Source organism: Limibacter armeniacum (genome assembly GCF_036880985.1).
Taxonomy (GTDB): Bacteria; Bacteroidota; Bacteroidia; order Cytophagales; family Flammeovirgaceae; genus Limibacter; species Limibacter armeniacum.
In genome coordinates this window covers 2640608-2660149 of record NZ_JBAJNO010000009.1, presented here as the reverse complement: position 1 = coordinate 2660149, position 19542 = coordinate 2640608, and the positions used below count along the sequence as shown (strand labels likewise).

Sequence of the window (19542 nt, the reverse complement as noted above, 5' to 3'; positions counted from 1 at the left end):
GTTAATCTCATACCCGAAAGTGAAAAGTTGTGAATTACGGCATGTTTCCCGTCTCATTTGTGTTCGGTAAACAGATGCTTGGTTTTAAAATTAAAAATAATGGCGAGTCAGAAAGAATGGTTTGATGAGTGGTTCAATACTCCCTACTACCATATTCTTTACAAAAACAGAGATTACACTGAAGCTCAGTTGTTTATCGATAATCTCATTGCATTTTTGGGCATATCCCCAGAACACAAACTATTAGACTTGGCTTGCGGAAAAGGAAGGCACTCTATCTACTTAAACCATAAAGGGCTTGATGTAGAAGGTATTGACCTATCTGAAGAGAGTATCAATTATGCCAAACAGTTCGAAAATGACCGGCTCCATTTCAGCCGTCATGATATGCGTATCCCATACAAACATCATTACTTCGACTTTGTACTGAACATGTTTACCAGTTTTGGTTACTTCAAGACTGACCATGAAGATATGTTTGCCATCGAAGCTATCGCTGAATGTTTAAAAGATGGGGGCTATTTGGTACTTGATTACTTCAATACTTATAAAGTTACTAACAGTTTGCCTATCAAAGAGGAGATTTTTAGGGATGAAATGAAGTTTGATATTCACAAATATGTGGATAACGGCTTCGTAAAAAAGGATATTTCTTTTCAAGCCGATGGAAAACAGCATTTATTCACTGAAAGTGTAAAAGCATTAAAAAGATCTGATTTCCAAAGGTATTTTGAAGGAACTGGTTTAAAAGTTATCCACATTTTGGGCAGTTATTCACTTGATAAGTTTGATAAAGAAACATCTGACCGTATGATTTTTATTGTACAGAAAGTTTAATTCACATTTTGTGAATAGCCATCTGAATTATCATATATAACAATCAATGATTTTGAACTTTTACCAAAAAAGGTGTTAGTAAAGCCCATTTACTAACACCTTTTGTTTTTTAGTTGATATCATCTCCTCTTAAAGCTCGAAAACGTTTCCGAGCTTCTACTCCATAACTACTTCCCTTAAATTTAATCATTTGGTTCTTGTAGTACTCCATTGCTTTCTCCTTATCATCCAGATAATTTTCATACAAATCACCTAACAAGAAATTGGCATCATCAGCCCATATATCATACTGATAGAATTCAACAATTTGCTCCAATGATTTAGATGCCTCTTTAAACTCTCCAAGCTTGATCAACATATTCGCCTTCTCCCACAAAATCTCATCAGTCAAGCTATGTCCTTTGTACTCTATCAACATTTTATCATATCGACCAATGGCTTCCTCATACCTTCCCTGAAATACTAAGAGATCGATATCCGCATATTCTTTCATGGCGACTTCGGTAGTATCAAGATTAAGGTTGTCATCAATCAGAATAGATAACTTCATGGCATCATTCGATATTTCCCTGGAAGTAGCCAACTTCAAGATATCCAAATGGTCTTTTGCTAACTGAAATTTGCCAGTATAGTAAGAGAGTTTCGCATTCTTAAGTTTGGCTTCATGTCCTAGGTTTGTTTCCTTTTCTGACTTCTCTACTTGTGAATAAAGTAGTGTAGCTTCCCAAGGTTCTCCTTTAAGCAAATAAATATCTCCTAAATCTAGTTTGGCTTGTGCTATTACTTGTTTAGGAATACTTCTTATCTCAATCAAATCCTGAAGAATTGATACTGCTGAATCACGTTGGTTCAAATAAAATGCTTGCAGCAATGCCATATTCCGAACAGCATCCGCTGTAGTACTCTTTATCCCTATTTCATCAATGATTTGTTGATAGTCATAAACCAATGACTGTATCTTATCTTTATCTACAGGAAAAGTGTTCTTTACCAACAATTCCTTTGACCTTATCAACATCTTCTTGGAAACAGCATAAACAGGTCCCCCTTTGTACTTGTCCACCAAGTATTCAAATATCTTGATAGAAGCTTCATAGTCATTGTTGTTGATAGCTATTCTACCAATCTCAAATACCTTGAATCCATCCAGTTTTTTTCGTTTATCAATGGCCTTTGCCTGAAAAAATGCCTTGTAGAACTCTTGTCTTTGCAGATAATACCATAGCATCAACTCGTTATAAACAATTTTGTCTGGATTCTTCTGAATGTACTTCAGCAATGTCTTTTCAAGGAGATCAAACTCTTCATCCTTTTGAAGCCTTTCCTGTAGTCCTATCTCAACATATTCAAGCTGGTTATCCACATTGCTTAACAATTCAAGGTATTTCTCAATCATTAGCTCCTTTTTCCCCCACAATGCGTATAGATCCGCCAACTCGTAATAAAAGTCTTCCTGATTATTTTTCTCACCATACAGATAGCACTTCTCTGCATATTCATACATACCATAGTCAATCATATACAAAGCAGCGTACCTCAGTTGTGCATTATCATGTTTTATTTTCCCTATATAATCATCCATGACAGATTTTGCATCTGAACTATCCTGCATCTGCATAAGTAACCGACTGTAGTCTATATTATACATTGCATTTTCCGGATCAGACTTCGTCATCTTTTTCAGATACTTCTTAGCCTCCTTGTACTGTTCTGTGCGCAACATAGCATCGAGATAATTTTTATGGATATACCCAATATCTGACTTTCTCTTTGCGATGTTGTTATATAGTTCGAGTGCTTTATCAAATTCTCCATTTTGATAATACTCGTTTGCCAAATCGATTTGCTGGTTTTGAGCAATTGCATATCCACTACTTATCAGAAGTATTACAGACAGCAGAAGTACCAATTTTTTAGGGATCATGTATTTTAAGGTTTTCAACAATTCACACTTATAGATTATAAATTAAGAATAAAAAAATTTTTCTCTTTTAGTAATAGTAGTAGTGTGGATATGTTGATGGAAAATCTTGTCCACACAGTCTAACAGACTATCAACAGATGGTTAACACCTAAATTACTAGATTATCAGTACTTTACGTTGTTTATCAACTATTCATATTGTCAACAATCCACAGAAAGTTGAGTGTTAAAAGTGAGTTGGTAAGCCCCATTTTTGTAAACATAGACTTGTCAACAGCTATGTGAATAGTGTTGGTAAAGTGTATTTGTTAGTTACTGTTGATAGTTTTACCTATTTATGAACAGTTTATTAACTGTCAACATAAGTTCGACATTTCTGACTGTTGATATGTGGATATTCACAATTATTCTTTCTATCGCTTATAATATTAACAGATATAACTCATATTATTCAATTAATCTCGAGTGAGGATTTGATTAATGCTAATTTTAATAGAAAATATACTTTTTTTGGCAACTTATATCAATTGTTTATCAACAATGCTTTTTTGCTAAGTTCAATTTATATTCACTTTCCTTCCTCTTGGTTTTTTCTGTTTTCCTTTTTCATATACTCAGTAAATTTCTCTCATTATTATTCACATTAGCTCATTTTGTTATTTGTTGATATGTTTATTATAATTTTCATTATCAACACTTAGGTGTTAATTAATTGATAATCAGATAAATACATGGTGTTGATATGTTGGTATTGTATTTTCACTGTTTATCTAGTGTTGATACTTAATCTTGTTAGTATCAATGTTGATAAGTCTTCATCTTATCAACAACACACTAATAAGTAATTGATTTCATGATTACATAACTAAATATTTAGTTTGTTTTATAAGAATATCAGTCATGATTGAATGATGATATCTATAAGAAATAAAGGGTATCTGAGTTAAGATAAATGATAAAAAAATACCCTGTTGAAATGTTATCAACAGGGTATGTATAAAGTATCTGATTTCTTTAGAGGAAGTATTAATCAATGTTGATGATAGTATCCTCTCTTCTGATTTCCCAATTGGCTTGAACTGTAATTTTCTTTTTAAATACGACTACTTTCTCAGGAGGAATACGCTCAAGGTAATTTCCTTTTGACCATTTACCATCTCCATTCTCATCTACTAAGACCCGAATGTAATAGTCGGAAGGTTTGATAAATTCGAACCTAAACTCTCTAATATTTTTTAGTTCTTCTACAACCTCATACTTATCATTCAAAAGCTGAACAAAAAAGTTAGGAGCATCTCCTTTTACTAAACCTTCTATAATTCCATATTCATCTTCACTCTTGATACTGTAAGAAAGTGTTTGTTCATTCGTCGAGTCTTTTAGGATAGAAATAAAAGCTCCTTTTTTTAATTGAATGCTAAATGCAGAATCTGCTTTAATTGTTCCTAATGAGGCTTCAGTTCTATTATGGTTCAGTACTATATCATTTTCAAAGGTTGTAGTATCTCCACTTTGGATAAAAAATATGCTATCAGGTAAGATAGTCAGTACTAGTTTGTCAAAGTTTAGAACAAACTCATTGGTGCTATTTGGTACAAGCTTTTTATCTTTTGGTTCCACTACTTTTAGATCAAGTGTAGTAGTAGTTATAGTTTCTTCTTTTTTTCTTCCAAACAGACCAGTTCCTTTTCCTTTATTATCTTTTTCATCCTCTATATCTCCTTCAGATTGCTCAAAGAGAATTTTGGTGGTAAAGTCAAGTTGCTGTTCGGTTGAGTCTATAGCTATTACATTGACATCAACAGAGTCTTTCATTATTTGATTGCCTATGTAATAAATATCAATACCTTCTGGAGTCAACTGAGAAAAAAGACTATCCTTAAACTCAGGGTCAAGAAAATTCACTTTATAGTCAACTACAGTCTTGTTAAAAGTGAGTAGGATATTTTGCTTATTCTTTTGAGCTTTTTGAAAGTTGAATTCTTTATTATCATAATCAGTGATATTGAAGTCAATGCCATCAATATTTTCTTCAATGACTATGCTGTCTTTCTTGAAGCCAATTTTTTCAATTCGATCGTTATACTTAAAGTTGCCATCTTTCTCTTCCATGGCATATATCCGGTATGTCCCTTTTTTTATTCGGTCGATGATATATAAGCCATTCTCATTGGTAGCAGTTACATAGAGAGGTTGTGCATCTTCTATATCCAATGTATCATTGACATCATAAAGTCCAACAAAACCTTCTGCTACTGGCTCACCTGTCATGAGGTCTTTTACTTGTCCTGTAATAGCGATAGAGTCCAGTTGGCTACCTGTACTAAAATATAGAATTACATTTTGGGCGACATTTTTTTCAGTAAGGTCTTTAACCGTATTTCTAAAATCCATGAGGTAGGTTGTATTAGAATCCAGTGGTTCTAGAAAACTCATAATAAGTTTATTCTTCCTCACCTTTACTTTATAAGTCCTATCCTTTTTATAAGGAGTCATGATTAACTCCTGCTTGATTTTTTCTTGCTGTATATCCTCATCAAATAATAATGTAACTTTTTCATCTGTATAATTGGTTTGTCCATTTTTTGGAATCGTCAATAGTAGATGAGGAGGTGTAGTGTCTTTTGGTCCTCCAGAGGGAGGTTGAATATTCGCACATGAGCTTACTAGCCATACTGTAGAAGCAATAGCCAAAAAAGAATAAGTTATTTCTAAAATCTTCATATATATAGTTCCGAACTGTGTAAATGGATACGGGAAAAAGTTTAGAAAAAAAGGCATATCCCTATCCCAAAATAAGATAGAGGTATGCCTTTTTCCTAGTTTATAACAGTTTTTATAATTTTACTTTTCCAAGTGCACCATTAGGATTGAAACATCTGATGGGCTTACTCCACTGATTCTTGACGCTTGACCAATTGTACTAGGCTTAACTTTATTCAACTTTTCTCTGGCTTCTGCTGATAGTGCCTTCAATGTTGAAAAATCGAATCCAATTGGAATCTTGTATCCTTCTAATACTGTTAGCTTGCTGGCAAGTTTTTCTTCTTTTTCAATATAGTTTTCATACTTCAGAAGAATTTCAACTTCTTCTTTTTCTTTATCACTATACTGAGCTATTGTTTCTTTCAGCTCAGAAGAACATTCTTGAAGAACATTAATATTTATCTCAGGTCTTTTTAGAAGTTGAGAAGCCTTCATACCTTGAGGCATAGGACTAATATTATTTTCTTCTAAAACAGGGTTAGCATCCTTGGTCTTGACACTATAGTCCTTGATAAAATCAGAAAGACTATTAATATTCTTTCTCTTTTCATCCATTTTTCTGAATCGATCTTCAGAAGCTAACCCAAGTTCATAACCAATAGGAGTTAGTCTCAAGTCTGCATTATCCTGCCTTAAAAGGATACGGTATTCAGCTCTTGATGTAAACATTCTATATGGTTCATTTGTCCCTTTATTGATCAAGTCATCAATCAATACACCGATATAGGCATCTGATCTGCTTAATATAAATGGATCTTTTTCGTGGACATTATTGTGAGCATTGATACCTGCCATCATCCCTTGACATGCAGCTTCCTCATATCCTGTTGTACCATTTATTTGCCCTGCAAAGAAAAGGTTTCGGATCAGTTTGGTTTCTAGTGTGTTATGTAATTGTGTTGGAGGGAAGAAGTCATATTCAATAGCATATCCAGGTCTGAAAATCCTAACATTCTCAAAACCAGGGACCATTTTTAATGCTTTGTATTGTACATCTTCTGGTAGTGAAGTTGAGAATCCATTTACATAGATTTCTACTGTATCCCATCCTTCAGGTTCCACAAAGATCTGATGTCTTTCTCTTTCTGCAAATCGATTGATTTTATCTTCTATAGAAGGACAATACCTTGGACCGAGACCTTTAATTCTTCCTTGGAACATTGGAGACTTTTCAAAGCCGGTTTTTAGCATTTCATGAACCTCATTGTTCGTATAGGTGATGTAACAGCTACGCTGCTTTTCTAAAGGTTTTGTTTCGTCGCTATATGAGAATTTTTCAGGTTTTTCATCACCCTTTTGTTCTTCCATAGCTTCCCAGTTCAAAGACCTGCCATCAACCCTTGGAGGTGTTCCGGTCTTCATTCGTCCAGACTCGAAGCCTAATTCGACTAATTGTTCAGTAAGACCTTTAGCGGCCCTCTCTCCTGTTCTACCTCCTCCAAATTGTTTTTCACCAATATGGATTAATCCATTTAGGAATGTTCCATTTGTTAGAACAACAGCTTTAGCATTAAATTCAATTCCTATACTGGTTTTTACACCAGTCAATTTGCCATTCGTGACAACAAGTTCAGTGACCATATCTTGCCAGAAGTCAACATTTGGATTAGCTTCCAAGGCTAGGCGCCACTCTCTAGCAAACATGTGTCTGTCACTTTGTGCTCTAGGGCTCCACATTGCTGGACCTTTTGATCGGTTCAACATGCGGAATTGAATCATCGTCTTGTCAGTAATAATTCCTGACATTCCTCCTAATGCATCAATTTCTCTTACGATCTGTCCTTTGGCAACACCACCCATTGCTGGATTACAACTCATTTGGGCAATTGTTTCCATGTTCATCGTAATGAGAAGAACTTTAGAACCTAGTGTAGCTGCTGCATGGGCGGCTTCGCATCCTGCATGACCACCTCCGACTACAATAATATCGTAATTAGGATACATTATTAAGCTTTATTTTATTGAATGTTCCACGTGGAACGTTAAGGATTATCTTATACTAATTCGTACTAGAGTGCAAATATAATTGTTTATTAGGAGTTTAAGTACGCCACTAATAGACAATTATTTGTACAAAAATGTTTCAAGCATATAACCTTTTTAAGAAAATACTGATTTCACTAGTAGAATAGTCTATAAATAAAAAAAGTGTTCCACGTGGAACACTTCAATATTTGCATATAAAATACCTTTAGATCTAGTCTATTAGAAAGACCTCAAGTCAAGGTGTTTCTTTTCTGTACTTCTCATAATTGATTTTTCATCGTCAGTTTTATCCTTCAGACCAACTAGATGAAGAATCCCATGAATCATTACTCTGTGTAGTTCATCTTCAAATGAAACATTAAACTCTGAGGCATTATCTTTTACTCTTTCTACACTGATAAAGATATCAGAGAGAATCTCTCCTTCACGTTCCGAGTTGTCAAATGTAATAATATCAGTATAAGTATCATGGTTCAGGTACTCCACATTGATCTGATATAGGTACTCATCTGAACAGAAAATATAGTTGATTTCATCAACACTGAAATCATATTGAGCGACTGTATCACCGACCCACTGTTTGACTTTTTCTTCGTTAGAAAAATCAAACTCTACATCTTCAAAGAAAAAATTAATATTATCGACCATATAAAATAAGTATTTACTTGCTTACGAATTCAAGTAAAAGATGATTTCTACTCTTTTCCCCTCTTGGGTAAATCGAACTTCGTCAGCCAAGTGCTTAATAAGGAAAATTCCACGTCCTCCAGGTTTGTCTATATTTTCAGGAGCTGTAGGGTCAGGAAGATCTAGAAAGTTGAAGCCAATACCTTCATCTTCTACTGTAAAAGAGATATTATCATCTTCCATTACCAACGACAAATGTACGTTTTTATCCTTATTGTTTTTGTTGCCATGAATAATAGCATTGTTGACCGATTCAGTTACAGCTATCATGATATTACCGTAGATATCATCATCGAATTTTAATTCTTCCCTTGCTTGATCGATAAAACTTTCTACAATTCTAAGGTTGTCAGTAATCGATGGAATTTTAAGCTTAAATGGCTTCATATTTACAGATTTGTTTCAAACGCTATTTCTTGATCTTTTCGAAATACTTATTTACTTCTTGTTTATAATATTGGTTCAAGGAAGTAGGTATAGTTCTCAAGAGTTCAATTTGTAACTCTTTTTTCTTTAAATACTCATCGAAGTTATTTGGAGGCGTAGATTTCTTTTGCTGTTCAGCTATTTCTCCTTTTCTTTCTTCGTCAAGTTCTTTTTCCTTGGCAGCTTTTTCAGATTCCAGTAATCGTGTTAAAATCTCTCGCTGTCTTTTTATGAGTTCGTCTGTGAGTTTTTTATTGACTAAATCCTCCTCTGTTTTTTCCATTTCTTCAAGCATCTGCTTGTAAGGCTCCCCACCTTCTCCTTCTTTTCCACCACTTTCTTTACCTTCTTTTCCTTTCATTTGCTCTTTGCCCTTACCCATCTGTTGCTTCATCGCATTGCGAATCATTTCTTGTTGGGCTGCAAGTTTAGCAAGTTCTTCAGATAACTGTCTACCAGATTTACCACTTTTTTTAAGTTCTTGTATCTGCTGGTTCAGTTGCTTCTGCAATTCACTCATACTTGGAGTGTTTTGCTTCTGTTGATTATTCTGCTTGCCACTCATACTTTGACTCATTTGCATCTGCATCTGATCCAAAATATCGTTAAGTAGTAATGCTAAATTATTGATAGAAGTCATGGCAAACTGCTGTTTACTGGACGCTATTTCAGGGATTCTTTTTCTGATTGCATCCAAGCTTTCATCCATGTACTTGTTCATCTCAGTCACTTCCCTAGTCACAAAGGATTGTATTTGGAATACCCTTTTTGATAGTGAAATCAATGAGTCTTCTATGTATTTAGCATCATCTTTTAGCTTGAGCTGGTCCTGAGACAGATCGACAAATTTAGGGTCTATTCGTTTAACTGACTTGAAGTCTTTCATTAATTGTTCCTGGTCAAATGAAAGTTTAATCAGGTTGTCCATTATTTGTCTCAAGTCATCATAGTTCTCAGACATTTGCTGCATTTGAGACGACTGCATTTGCTGCTCCATTTGTTGAGCCATCTGCTGCATTTTATCAGCAGCTTTCTTTTGTGATTGAGATGCTTGCTTTTTTTGCTGTTGTTCTAGTTGTTGCTGAGCGTTCTGCTGATCTTGCTCAATTTGTTTTTGATCAGAATCAAATTGCTCATAATCTTGATTAGAGTTATCAAGTTCTTCATTCATTTTTTTGAGGTCATCCATTTCTTTTTTGATGTCCTCAAACTTTTTATTAAGCTCTTCTTGTTCTTTCAGCTGTTCAGTAGCATCCTTATTGTTGTTGGAGTTGTCCTCCTTCTCTGTTTCTTGTGCGAGCTTTTCTTGATCTTTACTAAGCTCTTTTAATTCATCTACGATTTCGTTGGCTTTCTGTTCTACCTTTAGCTTTTTAAATAATTCCAAGGCCCTATCTAGCTCATTCTTTAAGTTTTTTTGCTTCTGTTGAATATTATCTAGATTCTCCTGTAAGTTCTGATTGATATAGTTTTGCTCAAGAAGTTTATTCAGTTCGTCATAGAGCTTCTTTGTTTCTTCATCAAGAAGTTCGTCCATTAACTTTTGTAGCTGTGCAGCTTTGTCACTTAGTTCTTCTTTGTTTTGGTCATTGAACTTCTCGGACTTCTCATTGGTGATTTTATACTGCTCTTGAAGTTGCTTGATTTCATTTTCAAGCTCTTTCTTTTTCTCAATTAGTTGTTCAATATCCTTTTTGTCCTGCCAAGTTAGTTGTTTCCGTCCTTTAAGCTTATCCTGAATATTCTCGAGGTCTTTTTCTAGCTGCTGACTTTTTTGCAGTGTTTTATCTAGGTTGGACTTTGTGTTTTTGGTTTCTTTTGCCAACTCATTTTTCAGCTCCTCTTTACTAGGTAGTTTAAATTCAAAGTTATTGGTCTTACTCCTTTTTCTTCCATTAACAGCATCGTTATCCCATACTTCAACAAAGTATTCGAGTCTTTGCCCTTGGTTTAGCTTGAAGTCAGAGATATTCAACCTATAGAAATAGCTTTGGTTTATCGCCTTTTTATTGAAAGGGATATTTATTGCCTTAAACTGACCTTTTGACTTACTTCCAGAGTCGTGTATTCTATATCTGAGTTTAAGGGCTGTAACTCCATAGTCATCTCCTATATTACCACCTACCAAGAGGTAATTATACATTACAGTGTCCTCAAATTGTCTTAGACTGATAGAAGGAAACTTGTCAGGAATGACATTCAGGAAGTACTCGATATTATCTTTATTAGTACTGAAATCGTTTTTGAGGATAACCTTATAGTTCGAAGACTCTTTTGCTACTTTCTGATATTCAAAAAGTGCATCAGAAACTTTTGTAGCATCAATACCGGTACTATCACTTTCAAATTTGATGTGTAGGTTTTCAGCCATTTGGGTATTGAACTGCCATGAAACTTTAGTGCCTTCAGGAACCATCAAGTTGCCTGTGTTACTTACAGTTTCATCTGCTTTATTAATATACTTAGGATACTCTAAACGAATATTGAAATTACTCAGACTTGGTCGTTGAATAACCTTGAGGTTGTAGTCAGAAGAGAAATAACCAGCAGATGCAAACTGAAACTTCATTCCTTTCTGTATCTTCTTGAATTCATACTTGAAAGTACTCCCCTCCTTACCAGCTGTCATTTTGAGTTTCCGTCCATCTTCAGTCTCTATATAAACATCATTTGGTAGGGCTCTTCCTGTTAGCTTCAGTTCTAGTGTGAAGTTATCATTTCGGAATGCTGTCAAATCTTTGTTTTGCAAGTTAAACTGAAATGGCGCTTGTGGAATGTATTCCTTTTTATAGTTGATAATCTTTGGAGTACTTTCTGTAAAGACTTGAGGTTCAAGTGCTAATACCGTGATGATGAGAAATGCAGGAATCGCCAGGAACTTTAGGTAGTGGTTGTTTTCTTTATACTGTATTGCTTCAGTAAAGTCTATCTGGTTAAATACAGATGCTTTTTGCTGAATACTGGCTTTTACTAGGTCAGAGTCTTGATTCGATTGACTAATCTGAAGGGTGTTGAGCAGTTTGTCTGCTACTGTGGGAAAGGATTTGCCTATTTGTTTGGCCGCATCTTGATCGGAAATTTGCCGATTCTCAAAAAATAGTTTAGATAAAGGTAAAAATACCCAGTGGTAAAATGATATAGATATTATGGCTATAAAGCTGAAGAATAATATAGCACGGGTTAGCTTATTAAAAGACCCTAGGTATTCTAATGCATTTACGAGCAAAAAGGTAGACAGGATCACGGTCAAAGCAAAAATACTACCCTTAATGATGGCATTACGGTAGTATTTCTGTTTGTAACGCTTGATTTTATTCTCTAACATAAGCGTTGCAGTTTTAAAGTAGTGAAGGCCAAACTTGTGCTAGTATTGAATGGCAGTACCTTGAAAAGTACTGCCATTTTCTAATTATTCAGCTTGGGCCATAAAATCTTTTTCATTGCTGAAGTATACAGTACTGAAGTCTCTGTACTGCATTGGGTTATTAGGAAAGTCTTTTACGTATGACTGAATCAGTCTATATCCTTCGTCATACCAAAGAACCAAAAATGGCGCATCCTGCATAAGTACTTTTTCAGCTTTCATGAAATTTTCAAAAGCCTCATCAGTTGATTTTGCTGCCATTGCTTGCTCATAGTATTTATCAAACAAAGGGTTTTTGTACCTAGTCAGGTTAGGATATGATTTCTCATCAGGGTTTTCAGGTAGAGATTTACTGTGGTATGCCCAAAGGTAATTTTCAGGACTTGGGTAGTCAGCAATCCAAGCAAGTCTTAAGAATTCATAGTTACCTGAGGTGCTCTTTTCTACAATTTGTGCGAAAGGAGAAATTTTGAGATCAATGTTGATATTGAGGTGACTCTCAAGTTGCTTTTTCACTTCAAGTGCAACATTGCTGTATTGTTCCCCTTCAGTGTTCAAATCTAAAGTTACAGTTGGAAAACCTTTTCCATTAGGATACCCTGCTTTGCTTAAATAGATCTTAGCTGAATCGATATTGAAAGAATAACCTTTAATCTTTGTGATATCATACTTATTGAAGACGGGAGGCGTTATACCATGAATACCCTCCTTATAACCTTCTCCGTTTAGAATATAGTCTAAAATACGCTCTCTGTCAATAGCAAAAGAGAAGGCTTTCCTAACGTTTACATCCTTGAAAACTTTGCTGCTGTTATTGAAGGCTAAGCATTGAGTTGACATCTCAGGAACACGCTGTAGCTCATATTGCTTATTAGCATTAGCATCACTGCTTTCCTCTAATACATTGATGATATATTCTGTTGGAATGCGGTACATCATGTCCAATTCGTGCTTCTTGAATTGAAGCATTTCTATCTTTTTGTCTTTCACAAATGTTATGACAATTGCATCAAGAAATGGAAGCTTATTGCCATACATATCAGTACCATGATAATTTTCATTCTTTTTAAGAATGATGGAAATGTCTTCGTCAACGCTGGCAAGCTTGAAAGGACCTGTACCTACACACTTGGTTCTCATTTCCTCTCCATACAGCTGGTATGCCTCTTTTGGGAAGATAAATGCACCAGGACGAGCAAGGTTGTAAAGGAACATTGAGTTAGGCTCCTCCAAAGTAATTTCCAATGTTAGGTTGTCAATTACTTTTATTCCGGATACTTCTGGAACAGTTTGTTCAGCTTCAGAGTTAGTGCTGCTAGCTTCGTAATACTCCTTAGCTCCTTTAACCAAACCTACAAAAAGGTTACTGCTTTGATTATTCTTGCTTTTACTACATGACAGTGTAAAGCAGTACTTCACATCTTCAGCCGAAAGCTTTTTGCCTTTTCCATTAGGGAAGCAGGCGTCGTCATGAAAATAGATTTCATCTTTTAACTTAAATGTATAAGTAGTTTGATCTTCACTAACAGAATAATCCTCAACCAAACTAGGGATAACTTCTAGATTTCTTTGATCAAACTTGAAAAGCCCTTCATAAATCTGCGATGCTACTCTGTAAGAGTAAATATCAATAATGCTATGAGGAAAAAGATTCTTAATATATTCAGGTTCATTTAGCTTGAATATCCCACCATAAAACTTGTCCCCATCAGCGGCTTTAAGTTCGTCGGTACGGGTTCTTTCGTCAGGTGTTGTTTTACAGCTGTAGATTAGAGTACACAGCAGTAAGGTGAAAATAGTAGTAAGTCGTTTCATGTGTTAGAAGACTTTTCAGTTGAATCTCATTTTTTATGAAGAGGTTTTATAATCAATCACGAATACACAAGTGGTATTTATCGAATGATCAAACACTTCGTTTTATTTCTACTTAGCACTTTTAAAGTAGCTTTAGTAAAAGAGAATTGACTAAGGTTTAGTTATATCAGCCAATGCACTTAAGTAGTCGATTCACCACTTAAGTGCATGGGTTGTATATTGAAAAAACAATCCATTGATATAAAAATATTTAAAAATATTTCTTTATCAGACTTTTTAAGGATTATCTCGACAAAAAGTGGTTTCCTGTTGTTATTAATGTCAGGATTAGTTTTGGCAGTGTAGCTGAAGCATCACAGGGCAGTGGTCTGAATGTACAACTTGATCCAGAATGTCACTATTTGTCATTTTATCTTTCATAGAGTTAGCTACCATAAAATAGTCAATACGCCACCCTTTATTGTTCTTTCTGGCTCCAGCTCTGTATGTCCACCAGCTATATCTGTGAGGAGCTTCAACAAATGAACGGAAGGCATCTTGAAACTCTCTTTTTTCCATAAAATCAGTAACCCATTCTCGCTCCTCTGGCAAAAAGCCTGATGAGTTTTTATTTGATACAGGGTTATGGATATCTATAGGTTTATGGCAAATATTGAAATCTCCACAGATGACCAGGTTCGGTTGGTCGCTTTTCAACCCATCAATGTAATGGTTGAAATCTTCTAGAAAGCTGTATTTAAATTGCTGACGCTCTTCTCCTGATGTCCCTGAAGGGAAATAAGCATTGATCAATGAAAAGTCTGGAAAATCAACTTTAATGGTTCTTCCTTCATTGTCATAGGCTTCTACTCCCATTCCTTTTGAATAACCAACAGCCTTTACTTTGGAAGCTACTGCTACTCCACTATACCCTTTCTTTTGAGCTGAAAACCAGTAAATATTTTCATACCCTAGCTTATGAAACTCATCTAATGCCACTTGATTTTCTTCAGCTTTCACTTCTTGGAAACAAATGACATCGGGATTTTCTTCTTTTAGCCAGTCTATTAAGCCTTTATTCATGGCAGCTCTAATGCCATTGACATTGTAGGATATGATTTTCATAAGAAGTTTGTATTGTTAATTCAATGTTTAAACAATGTAATTATTGTTAGTCGTAAGGGATAGTTATTGCTCAGTACCAAATACTTCTTTCTCGAAATATTCAAGTACGTGCATTTTCAATAAAGATTCCTGATTCAAAATATTTAGGAATGGTAGCTTCTTGGTACTTTTCCAAATAGGCCAGCCTTCCTTGTCTACTCCTTCCAGTTCGTAATATCCGGAGTAGCTCAATATCTTACATATAGCAATATGCATCAGGTCTTGCTTCTCTTCCTTACTAAAGTGTTGAGCCCCTTTTCCTAGCTCTTGTACACCGATGAGGAACAAAACTGTCTTTAAGTCAGGCTCTTTTTGAAAAGACTCCTGAAGCTTTATTGTCAGTTTTTTCCACTCTATATTTATTTCAGTTTCTGTCATGGTCACAATTATAAATAAAAAAGTGTAGTCAAGGCTGATAAGCTCAGTACGACTACACCTTCAATTAAAATAATCAGAGTGTTTCGCTATCCAGTTCCTCAAGATAAGCAACAGCTCTTCTTAAATGAGGAATGACAATCGTACCACCGATTAGGTTGGCAATAGACATGCCTTCAATAATTTGCTCATTTGTAAAGCCTACTTCCTTACATTTCTCAAGATGATACTTTACGCAGTCATCACATCTGAGGGATAACGATATAGTCAAACCAATCATTTCTTTGGTTTTCACATCTAATGCCCCTTCCTTAAAAGCCAAAGAGTCTAAGCTAAAGATACGCTTAACTACCTTATTGTCAGTAGCGAGAATCTTCTCGTTCATCTCACTTCTGAAAGACCTAAATTCTTCTATCTTGTTCATCCTGCAAAATTACAAAAGAGTTGATTGTTAGACTATTGCTTTGATGATTTAATGATTATAATCACAAAGGTTCTCCTCCACTGTCATAACCCTTTATCCCAAAGTAAGTTATAATAACCGCCAAGCACTCATGATGTTTATAAAAAAGTACTTTCAAGACCTGTTGTTTCTACTATTTCCAGAGTCATGTCATGGCTGTGGAGAGGTATTGGGAAATAATGAAGCGTTGGTATGTACAAAATGCAGACTGACAATTCCAGAAACTGACCTTCACACTACTCCGAATGATAATGAATTGGTTAGAAAGTTTTGGGGTAAAGTACCTGTCAGATATGGTTTTGCATATTGCTACTTTAATAAAGGTGGTTGTGTACAACAATTACTTCATGCATTAAAATATGAGGGAGCAGAATCATTGAGCAGTATGTTTGGTTATTGGTATGGAAGTCAACTTAGACAAGAGTTTGAAGGACAGTTTGATCTGGTGGTTCCTGTGCCAATTCATCCCGTAAAGAGAAGAAGAAGAGGTTATAATCAGTGTGATGGGTTTGCATTAGGTCTTTCTGAAATACTTGAGGTCAATTGTGATGTCAACCTTCTTAAAAAGGTGAGTCATACAGAGAGTCAAACCAAGAAAAGTAGAATGGCTAGGTTTGAAAATATGGAAGATGCATTTAGTGTAGATTCAGCCGTCGAACTTAGAGGGCTAAGGGTTTTGTTGGTAGATGATGTCGTAACGACTGGAGCTACTTTGGAAGCCTGTATAAAGGTTTTGGTTTCAAAAGGTTGTAAGGAGGTAAGTATAGCAACGATTGCACTTCCTCGATAAAGATCTATTAAGTACAAAAAACGACTCATTCTCAGAGATTCCGTGTTTAATTTATACCTTTGCGGTGAAATTTGGGGAAATGTTCCCAAATGAGGACTAAAGGTATGTTTTTCTGAGTCAAAACGTGCCTTTTTGGGTTCTGAAAATTTGATAAATCGTTTTTATATATGCTCAATCGAAGGATACTTAGAGTAAAGGTAATGCAAAGCATTTATGCTTTCAAGCAAAGTAAAGAGTCTAACTACGAGTTGGCTGTAGATCAGATCAAAGAAGAGTTTGCCGAGGAACTGAGCATAATCGGTAAGGATCACAAAGAGCAAGTTGCAGAGAAGGAAAGATTGGTTTTGGAGTATCTTGCCCATAACCATGAAGATGGAACATCTCAGTTAACAAGTGACAAGCTTGATGAAAAAATGATCAAAATTGGAGCTGATGCAGTATCCTACTATCGTTCACTTGTACAAAACGATAAGGAAAGTTTCAGAACCAAAATGCTTTCCGAAACAGAGAAACTGTACTTCAAGTACCTGAAATTCTTACAGTACCTGATTGACCTTTCGGACTATGCTCAATCAGAGCTGGAGCAAAAAGTAGAGCGTGGCGTGAAGAATATTGAGAAAGATACAATTCTTCATAACATACTTTCTGGAAATATGCTGATCGAAAAGCTTAACAGAAACTTTAAGCTTACAGAAGAAATTGAAAAGCATAAGATCAAGCGTGCTGAAGATATCGATCGAGTGAAGGAGTGGCTAAGAATTCTGAAAAAGGAAGAGTCGTTTATGGCTTTTGCTGATCAGGAGAAAAGCTTCGAAAGAGACAAAACTGTCGCTCGTTACCTGCTGAAAGACTTTATGTTCAAGCATGATATGGTTGAGCCTGTCTTCGAAGAAGAGGATATCAACTGGACCGAAAACAAGACAATCCTGAAAAGCATGCTTGTAAAGACGATAAAAAGCATCGAAGAAGGTGATGTTGATTTGGAGCTCCTTTCTATCTCTAAAAATTGGGATGAGGATAAGGTGTTCTTTGAAGAGCTTTATAAGCATACACTACAACAAGAGAGAGATTACGTTGAGATAATTGGTAAGAACTCTAAAAAGTGGGCGAAAGAAAGAATGGCAAGAGTTGATAGCATTCTTTTGAGCATGGCACTTACAGAGATGGTAAACTTCCCTAATATCCCTGTAAAAGTGACAATCAATGAGTTTATTGAAATCTCAAAGATGTACTCTACTCCAAAAAGTTGGCAGTTTATCAATGGTATTCTAGATGCTGTTTCTGACCAAATGATGAAGAGTGGTCAGATCAGAAAGAGTGGTAGAGGGCTCATCGATAACAAATAATATCTTAAGATTTGATAAAAGTATAAGCAGATACTGGGAATATTGAAACAATTACTCAATAAGCTCAGTATCTGTTTTATATAGGAAGAATCTTAAAAAAGTGAAAACTGAAGGTGTTTTTTATTTTTTTTGGTAGAAAATGCTGATTTTTCTACTTTAATCGTCTATATGGCGATTGAACAAGGAAAGTTCCTTTTCTAATAAATATTTTAATTTATCGAGAAGAGCGCTGAAGTTTTTTTCACACTAAAATCACACACAAATGAGTAAAAATTCAGGTAATTCTCTGCTGGCTTTTTTGGCAGGCGCTGCGGCAGGTGCATTGGTAGGAGTACTTTACGCGCCAGATAAAGGTAAGAGTACAAGAGATAGGTTGAGCTACCGTCTTGACAAATACAAAGAAAGTCTTCAAGAGCTGATTGATGACTTGATGGAAGGTCGCAATGAGCATATTTCTGCGGCTAAAACAGAAGGACAAAAAGTGATTTCTGATGCCATCAAGCATGCTGAGCAATTGATGAATGAGGTTGATGCATTGAAAAATAAAATTGCATCTGGACCAGATACAGAATAATAAATCAATATCTAACTATATAACCCTGAAACCCTTATAGAGCTAAAGGTTATGAAAAAAATCACAAAAATAATTGGACTTTGCGCATTGAGTGCATCTATGCTTTTCGCGTGTAATGCTGAAAAAGAAAAGAGCAATGCAGGTTCAGAAGATGTAGTAAAAGTTCAGACTAGTACAGGTGGTACTGAGACTAACGAAGCAGTAGCTGCTATCGAATTCGAAGAGAAACTTTATGACTTCGGTGATATCCAACAAGGTGATGTTGTAGAGCATATCTTCAAGTTTACTAACTCAGGAAGTATTCCACTGCAAATCACGAATGTGAAAACAACTTGTGGTTGTACTGCTCCTGAATGGCCTAAAGAGGCAGTGGCTCCTGGTGAAACAGGTGACTTGAAAGTAGTCTTCAACAGTAGAGGTAAAGTTGGCCAACAGAACAAGGCTATTACTATCTATGCTAACATTGAAGATGGACTATCATCAATTAAGATCACAGGTAATGTGGTTAAAGAAGAGACAGCAGAAGGTCCAGTAAAGACCATGTAATAATATTGCAAAACCCACAGGCATTGCTTGTGGGTTTATATTTTAATATCAACTAAACTGAAGTTTTCCTCATGATGGGGAGAATAAAAATTTAAAACAATGCTTTATACAGTACTTTTACAAGCTGGAGGTGGGTTGGCTAACTACAGTCAAATCCTGATGATTGTTGCCATGGTGGCAATTTTCTATTTCTTTATGATGAGACCTCAGCAAAAGAAGCAAAAGCAGCAGCAAGAATTTTCAAAAGGATTAAAGAAGGGTGACAGTGTCGTAACTGTTGGAGGTATGCACGGTACGGTGGCTGCAATTGAAGGGGACACAGTACTGGTAGAAGTAGATAAAGGAACTAAGATCAGATTTGAAAAGTCTTCAATTTCTTTTGAGAACACAAAAACAGTGTTCGGAGGTGGAGAGAAAAAATAAGTAAGTTTGTCTTTTCATAATATAAAATGGCTCCTATTCAAACAAGAATAGGAGCCATTTTTTTTGGCTTAAGTTTAT

The 19542-nt window shown here is 35.4% G+C and carries 16 protein-coding genes; 6 read left to right on the top strand and 10 right to left on the bottom strand.

Annotated features, from left to right (window positions below; all coding sequences use genetic code 11):
* Positions 1 to 99 precede the first annotated feature (99 nt).
* Entirely contained in the window at positions 100 to 837 is a 738-nt protein-coding gene (locus V6R21_RS28875) for an SAM-dependent methyltransferase (protein WP_334246972.1), read from the top strand.
* A gap of 109 nt (positions 838 to 946) precedes the next feature.
* Here the strand turns inward: V6R21_RS28875 and V6R21_RS28870 are convergent, their stop codons facing one another.
* From V6R21_RS28870 to V6R21_RS28825, 10 genes are all read right to left on the bottom strand, one after another.
* Complete coding sequence (locus V6R21_RS28870) at positions 947 to 2761, bottom strand: tetratricopeptide repeat protein (protein ID WP_334246971.1); 1815 nt, start codon at positions 2759 to 2761, stop codon at positions 947 to 949.
* 1025 nt (positions 2762 to 3786) lie between these two features.
* Complete coding sequence (locus V6R21_RS28865; RefSeq protein ID WP_334246970.1) at positions 3787 to 5484, bottom strand: Ig-like domain-containing domain; 1698 nt, start codon at positions 5482 to 5484, stop codon at positions 3787 to 3789.
* Positions 5485 to 5604: 120 nt separating this feature from the next.
* Positions 5605 to 7470, bottom strand: coding sequence for a tRNA uridine-5-carboxymethylaminomethyl(34) synthesis enzyme MnmG (gene mnmG / locus V6R21_RS28860; protein WP_334246969.1), 1866 nt, complete (start codon positions 7468 to 7470; stop codon positions 5605 to 5607).
* Positions 7471 to 7731: 261 nt separating this feature from the next.
* Positions 7732 to 8160, bottom strand: a complete 429-nt coding sequence (gene ybeY / locus V6R21_RS28855; RefSeq protein WP_334246968.1) for an rRNA maturation RNase YbeY — start codon at positions 8158 to 8160, stop codon at positions 7732 to 7734.
* Positions 8161 to 8181: 21 nt separating this feature from the next.
* The gene (locus tag V6R21_RS28850) at positions 8182 to 8586 is read right to left on the bottom strand and encodes an ATP-binding protein (protein WP_334246967.1); all 405 of its coding nucleotides are present in this window, start codon (positions 8584 to 8586) and stop codon (positions 8182 to 8184) included.
* A gap of 22 nt (positions 8587 to 8608) precedes the next feature.
* Positions 8609 to 11950 carry a DUF4175 family protein gene (locus tag V6R21_RS28845; protein WP_334246966.1) on the bottom strand — a complete coding sequence of 1114 codons (3342 nt, stop codon included), beginning with the start codon at positions 11948 to 11950 and terminating at the stop codon, positions 8609 to 8611.
* Positions 11951 to 12034: 84 nt separating this feature from the next.
* The gene (locus V6R21_RS28840; RefSeq protein ID WP_334246965.1) at positions 12035 to 13804 is read right to left on the bottom strand and encodes an ABC transporter substrate-binding protein; all 1770 of its coding nucleotides are present in this window, start codon (positions 13802 to 13804) and stop codon (positions 12035 to 12037) included.
* Between the two features lie 327 nt (positions 13805 to 14131).
* Positions 14132 to 14908 carry an exodeoxyribonuclease III gene (locus V6R21_RS28835; RefSeq protein WP_334246964.1) on the bottom strand — a complete coding sequence of 259 codons (777 nt, stop codon included), beginning with the start codon at positions 14906 to 14908 and terminating at the stop codon, positions 14132 to 14134.
* A 63-nt stretch (positions 14909 to 14971) separates the two neighbouring features.
* Positions 14972 to 15325 (bottom strand): hypothetical protein, encoded by a 354-nt coding sequence (locus V6R21_RS28830; RefSeq protein ID WP_334246963.1) that lies wholly within the window; start codon positions 15323 to 15325, stop codon positions 14972 to 14974.
* 73 nt (positions 15326 to 15398) lie between these two features.
* On the bottom strand, positions 15399 to 15746 hold the full coding sequence (locus tag V6R21_RS28825; protein ID WP_334246962.1) for a carboxymuconolactone decarboxylase family protein: 348 nt from the start codon (positions 15744 to 15746) through the stop codon (positions 15399 to 15401).
* A 130-nt stretch (positions 15747 to 15876) separates the two neighbouring features.
* Between V6R21_RS28825 and V6R21_RS28820 the strand changes: the two genes are divergently transcribed.
* From V6R21_RS28820 to yajC, 5 genes are all read left to right on the top strand, one after another.
* On the top strand, positions 15877 to 16575 hold the full coding sequence (locus V6R21_RS28820) for a ComF family protein (RefSeq protein WP_334246961.1): 699 nt from the start codon (positions 15877 to 15879) through the stop codon (positions 16573 to 16575).
* Between the two features lie 167 nt (positions 16576 to 16742).
* Positions 16743 to 17921, top strand: a complete 1179-nt coding sequence (gene nusB / locus V6R21_RS28815; RefSeq protein WP_334246960.1) for a transcription antitermination factor NusB — start codon at positions 16743 to 16745, stop codon at positions 17919 to 17921.
* Between the two features lie 262 nt (positions 17922 to 18183).
* The gene (locus V6R21_RS28810; RefSeq protein WP_334246959.1) at positions 18184 to 18495 is read left to right on the top strand and encodes a YtxH domain-containing protein; all 312 of its coding nucleotides are present in this window, start codon (positions 18184 to 18186) and stop codon (positions 18493 to 18495) included.
* Between the two features lie 51 nt (positions 18496 to 18546).
* Entirely contained in the window at positions 18547 to 19041 is a 495-nt protein-coding gene (locus tag V6R21_RS28805) for a DUF1573 domain-containing protein (protein ID WP_334246957.1), read from the top strand.
* Positions 19042 to 19140: 99 nt separating this feature from the next.
* Complete coding sequence (gene yajC, locus V6R21_RS28800) at positions 19141 to 19464, top strand: preprotein translocase subunit YajC (protein ID WP_334246956.1); 324 nt, start codon at positions 19141 to 19143, stop codon at positions 19462 to 19464.
* The last annotated feature ends 78 nt before the right edge of the window (positions 19465 to 19542 follow it).

Bases quoted from the DNA above. Each gene is read 5' to 3' on its own strand.
- V6R21_RS28875 (WP_334246972.1), top strand. From the start codon at position 100: ATGGCGAGTCAGAAAGAATGGTTTGATGAGTGGTTCAATACTCCCTAC.
- V6R21_RS28870 (WP_334246971.1), bottom strand. From the start codon at position 2,761: ATGATCCCTAAAAAATTGGTACTTCTGCTGTCTGTAATACTTCTGATA.
- V6R21_RS28865 (WP_334246970.1), bottom strand. From the start codon at position 5,484: ATGAAGATTTTAGAAATAACTTATTCTTTTTTGGCTATTGCTTCTACA.
- mnmG (WP_334246969.1), bottom strand. From the start codon at position 7,470: ATGTATCCTAATTACGATATTATTGTAGTCGGAGGTGGTCATGCAGGA.
- ybeY (WP_334246968.1), bottom strand. From the start codon at position 8,160: ATGGTCGATAATATTAATTTTTTCTTTGAAGATGTAGAGTTTGATTTT.
- V6R21_RS28850 (WP_334246967.1), bottom strand. From the start codon at position 8,586: ATGAAGCCATTTAAGCTTAAAATTCCATCGATTACTGACAACCTTAGA.
- V6R21_RS28845 (WP_334246966.1), bottom strand. From the start codon at position 11,950: ATGTTAGAGAATAAAATCAAGCGTTACAAACAGAAATACTACCGTAAT.
- V6R21_RS28840 (WP_334246965.1), bottom strand. From the start codon at position 13,804: ATGAAACGACTTACTACTATTTTCACCTTACTGCTGTGTACTCTAATC.
- V6R21_RS28835 (WP_334246964.1), bottom strand. From the start codon at position 14,908: ATGAAAATCATATCCTACAATGTCAATGGCATTAGAGCTGCCATGAAT.
- V6R21_RS28830 (WP_334246963.1), bottom strand. From the start codon at position 15,325: ATGACAGAAACTGAAATAAATATAGAGTGGAAAAAACTGACAATAAAG.
- V6R21_RS28825 (WP_334246962.1), bottom strand. From the start codon at position 15,746: ATGAACAAGATAGAAGAATTTAGGTCTTTCAGAAGTGAGATGAACGAG.
- V6R21_RS28820 (WP_334246961.1), top strand. From the start codon at position 15,877: ATGATGTTTATAAAAAAGTACTTTCAAGACCTGTTGTTTCTACTATTT.
- nusB (WP_334246960.1), top strand. From the start codon at position 16,743: ATGCTCAATCGAAGGATACTTAGAGTAAAGGTAATGCAAAGCATTTAT.
- V6R21_RS28810 (WP_334246959.1), top strand. From the start codon at position 18,184: ATGAGTAAAAATTCAGGTAATTCTCTGCTGGCTTTTTTGGCAGGCGCT.
- V6R21_RS28805 (WP_334246957.1), top strand. From the start codon at position 18,547: ATGAAAAAAATCACAAAAATAATTGGACTTTGCGCATTGAGTGCATCT.
- yajC (WP_334246956.1), top strand. From the start codon at position 19,141: ATGCTTTATACAGTACTTTTACAAGCTGGAGGTGGGTTGGCTAACTAC.